This is a genomic window from Pseudomonas sp. P5_B2 (assembly GCF_056400445.1).
The window spans coordinates 1-3,723 of the sequence record NZ_JBFULH010000409.1 but is presented as its reverse complement, the minus strand read 5'-3'; the positions used below and the strand labels follow the sequence as shown (position 1 = coordinate 3,723).

The window sequence follows — 3,723 nt, the reverse complement described above, 5'->3', positions numbered from 1 at the left end:
GCCTTGTACCACTTGGACAGGCAGTTGCGGCAGAAACCGGAGAGGTTCATCAGGTCGATGTTCTGTACATCCTTGCGGCTGTCCAGATGGGCCACCAGCCGGCGAAAGGCGGCGGCTTCAAGTTCCAGGCGTTGTTGATCGTTCATGGGGGGCCTCTGCGAGGCAGCTTCAAGCGGTAAGCTTCAAGCTGCAAGTGGATTGCGGTGGCTTGTAGCTTAACGCTTGTAGCTAAACGCTTGAAGCTCAGCGGCTTGCCGCGAGCGTTATCGACACCGATTCGGCGAATCGCAGCGCGTGAGGCTTGTCGACCTCAACCTCGGCGTACAGCACCGACGTGTTAGCCATGACCAGATCGAGGATTTCCTGGGTCAGGCGTTCGAGCAGCGCAAAGCGATTGCCCTCCACGTGAGCGATGATTGCCTTGGTGATGGTGCGGTAGTTCAGCGCGTGATCGATGTCGTTGTCGCGCACCGCTTCCTGGGCCGCATACAGGATGGTCAGGTTGATCAGCACATCCTGCTTGTTGAGGATTTCATCCTCGTTGATTCCGATGTAGGTCCGCAGGCACAGGTCCTTGACCCGGATGCGTGCCATTCCTGGTTGAAGTTGTGGCATTACGACGTGCTCCGTCCAATCAATTGCAGGAACTCCTGGCGGGTGTTGCTCGACTCGCGGAAGGCGCCGAGCATCACCGAGGTGTTCATGGTCGAATTCTGTTTCTCGACACCGCGCATCATCATGCACATGTGCCGGGCTTCGATGACCACCGCGACGCCAGCGGCATTGGTCACCTGTTGCACCGCTTCGGCGATTTGCCGGGTGAGGTTTTCCTGGATTTGCAGGCGACGGGCGAACATATCCACCAGCCGCGCAATTTTCGACAGGCCCAGCACCTTGCCTGTTGGAATATAAGCCACATGGGCCTTGCCGATGAAGGGCAGGAGGTGATGTTCACAGAGCGAATACAGCTCGATGTTGTCGACAATGATCATTTCATCGTTGTCGGAGGCGAACAGTGCGCCGTTGACGATCTCTTCGACACTTTGTTCGTAGCCATGACAGAGGTACTGCATGGCTTTGGCCGCCCGCACGGGGGTGTCGATCAGGCCTTCGCGATCCGGGTTCTCACCGAGACCGATGRGAATCTCGCGGTAGCTCTGGGACAGGGCGTTCTGGTGCAGGGTTAGCGTCATGGAAAATCCTCGCGGGGCATCTTATTTGATGTGCCGTCCGCCGTTGACGGTCAGGGTAGTGCCTGTGACATAAGGGTTGTCGAGCAAATAACGCAGGCTCTGGTAAATCACGTCGCTGCCGGGTTCGATGCCCAGCGCGGACTTGGCCAGAGCCTTGGCGCGGTAGGCTGCGTCATCCTCAGGGTTGAACATTAGCAGGGCGGGCGCGATACCGTTGACCTTGATTGTCGGCGCGTATTTCGCGGCGAAGGACAGGGTCAGGCTGTCGAGCCCGGCTTTGCTGGCGCAGTAGCCGATGTGCTGGCTGCTGCCCTTGCGAGTCACATCATCGCTGATGTGCACAATGTCCGCCGGGCTTGAGCGTTGCAGCAATTCGGCACAGTGCAGGTTGATCAGGTAGGGCGCAAGCATATGCACGCTGAACATGCGGGTGAAGGCGGCGGCGTCGGTGTCCGGTGTCTCGGTCAACCATTCGGAGGCGTTATGGACAATCGCTCGCAGGCTGTCAGTGTGGGCTTTCAGGTCAGTGATGAACGCGAGAATCCCGGCTTCAGTGGAGAAGTCGGCAAACACCGCAGTGGCGCCCAGATCACGCAGCGTCTGGACGCCGGGGCGCTCGCTGCGGTAACTGAAGATCACCCGCTGGCCGTCTTCAATCAAACGCTGCGCACAATGCAGGCCGACACGCTGGCCGGCACCGGTGATGAGGATGGGGGCTACAGAAGAGGTCATGAACGGCTCGCGTCGCGGTAGGAGCAAAACTATACCAGCGTGCGGCCACGTGCACCTATTGTGGGTACATCATGTGTATGCGAGCTTGCTTGCGATGGCGGTATCGCAGTCTTCAATGATATTGAATGTTATGGCCCCATCGCGAGCAGGCTCGCTCCCACATTGAAATCATTGATTTTGGGGGAGGGGTTTGGTGGGCAGTGGGCGTGGTGCCACGTTGTTCAGCCAGTTGGCCAGCAGGCGGGTCGATAACGGAATGAAGAAGTAGACCATTAACGGCGTCAGGCACAGCGTGCCGATGAGCACACGCGGCAGCAAGCTCATTTCGCTCAGCAGAGGCCCGATGACAAAGTTGAATAACAGGGACACCGGAAAGAATGCCAACCAAATCGCCACCGCTTGTTTCCAGCGTGGCGGGCGCTGACCGACCGCGCCGAACCAACCCTCGATCCCGCTGACCCGATGTTCCGTCTTGTGGCCAAACAGGTCGCTGCCGCGCGTCAGCCAGGCCGTGCGCGACGCAGAGTGTTCCCACGCGTGCAGGGTCTGCTCGTCGGCAAAGCGGAAAATAATCTGGAATTCATCATCGTCGGGTGGCGGAGCGAGCACGCCAGAGCCGAGATAACCGGGAAAATCGGTGGCCAATTGTTCGCCTTCGCGCAACCAGACCATCAGGTCCTGATAGCGTCCTTCGGCAACGCGGCGCGCAACCATCAGCGTGACGGGTGAGGTAGACATTGTGTATCTCCATATGACTGTTGCGTTACTCCGGGTGGGAGTTTCGCCAGGCGCAGCGCCGGGGTGGTGGGCTGCGCTTTGAGACAAGCAAGGATTATTCCTGATTCCGGGCAATACACCAGCGGGATTCATCGATTATCAGGGTGTTGAATTGTTAGGCGGCAAGAGCGTTAAAATGGGATCCAATTTTTCTCATGGTCGTCGACTATCTGATGCCTGTCCTGACTGACGTTACTTCTGCCCTGCAATCGGATCTGTCCCTTCATCGGGAAGAGCTCTTTCCTATTCGTGAGGTAGCGCGTCTGACGGGCATCAACCCGGTTACGCTGCGCGCCTGGGAGCGGCGTTATGGTTTGGTCCAGCCCACGCGCACCGACAGTGGGCATCGGCTGTACTCGATGCACGATATCGAGAAGGTTCGCAGCATCCTCGACTGGATCGACCGCGGCGTTGCGGTCAGCAAAGTCGGCAAGATTCTGTCCAGGACCGAACCGCTCAAGGCGCTGGCGCAGATCATTCCCAACGAACTCGTTCAGGCTGATTACACCCAATGGCAACAGCAGCTTCAGGCGGTGGTCAGTGCCTTTGACGAGGTTCAACTGGAGAATCTCTATGGTCAGGTTTTTTCCAGCTACCCGCTGACGGTCGTGTTTCAGGACATTTTGCTCCCGGTATGGAAGCAATTGCTTCAGCGCCATGAAGCGTTCGGTCAGGTCAGCGAGTGGCTGTTTCTGGATGCCTTTCTGCGCTCCCGAGTATTGCAACGCCTGCTGCTGGTGCGTGTCATGCAACCGCGTCGAGTGATTATCTGCGCCTTGGCCGATCAGGCCCGGGAGCTGGATGTGCTGGTCACCGGGCTGTACCTGAGCGGTGTCGATCTGGCGATCCAACTACTCGCTATCGGTCAGCCCTTCGACGAGTTGACGCTGGTCTGCGAGCGGGTCAAACCTGCGGCGCTGGTGCTGGTGTCCAATCATGCACCTTCCCCGGAGCTGCCACGTCGTTTGAGTCGATTGGCCATGAGCCTCGACTGTCAGCTATTGCTGGCGGGGGATGTGTC

General features: G+C 58.4%; 6 protein-coding genes. 1 reads left to right on the top strand and 5 read right to left on the bottom strand.

The genetic code is table 11. The features are described from left to right. From AC1DRJ_RS21460 to AC1DRJ_RS21440, 5 genes are all read right to left on the bottom strand, one after another. A partial coding sequence (locus tag AC1DRJ_RS21460; RefSeq protein ID WP_477803905.1) for a DUF1244 domain-containing protein occupies window positions 1–146 on the bottom strand: 146 nt, incomplete at its 3' end. 97 nt (window positions 147–243) lie between these two features. Beyond that, window positions 244–615: a dihydroneopterin triphosphate 2'-epimerase gene (gene folX, locus AC1DRJ_RS21455; protein ID WP_027924563.1), complete on the bottom strand. Its 372-nt coding sequence runs from the start codon at window positions 613–615 to the stop codon at window positions 244–246. Then, complete coding sequence (gene folE, locus AC1DRJ_RS21450; protein WP_477803904.1) at window positions 615–1,193, bottom strand: GTP cyclohydrolase I FolE; 579 nt, start codon at window positions 1,191–1,193, stop codon at window positions 615–617. The genes folX and folE overlap by 1 nt, the downstream gene beginning before the upstream one ends. Before the next feature lie 21 nt (window positions 1,194–1,214). After that, the gene (folM, locus tag AC1DRJ_RS21445; RefSeq protein WP_477803903.1) at window positions 1,215–1,925 is read right to left on the bottom strand and encodes a dihydromonapterin reductase; all 711 of its coding nucleotides are present in this window, start codon (window positions 1,923–1,925) and stop codon (window positions 1,215–1,217) included. Window positions 1,926–2,093: 168 nt separating this feature from the next. Continuing rightward, a complete protein-coding gene (locus tag AC1DRJ_RS21440) occupies window positions 2,094–2,663 on the bottom strand; it encodes an antibiotic biosynthesis monooxygenase (protein WP_477803902.1) in 570 nt (189 codons plus the stop codon). Between the two features lie 212 nt (window positions 2,664–2,875). On the opposite strand from AC1DRJ_RS21440, the gene AC1DRJ_RS21435 reads away from it, so the two are divergent. Then, window positions 2,876–3,723 (top strand): MerR family transcriptional regulator (locus AC1DRJ_RS21435; protein ID WP_477803901.1); only part of this gene is annotated, 848 nt, incomplete at its 3' end.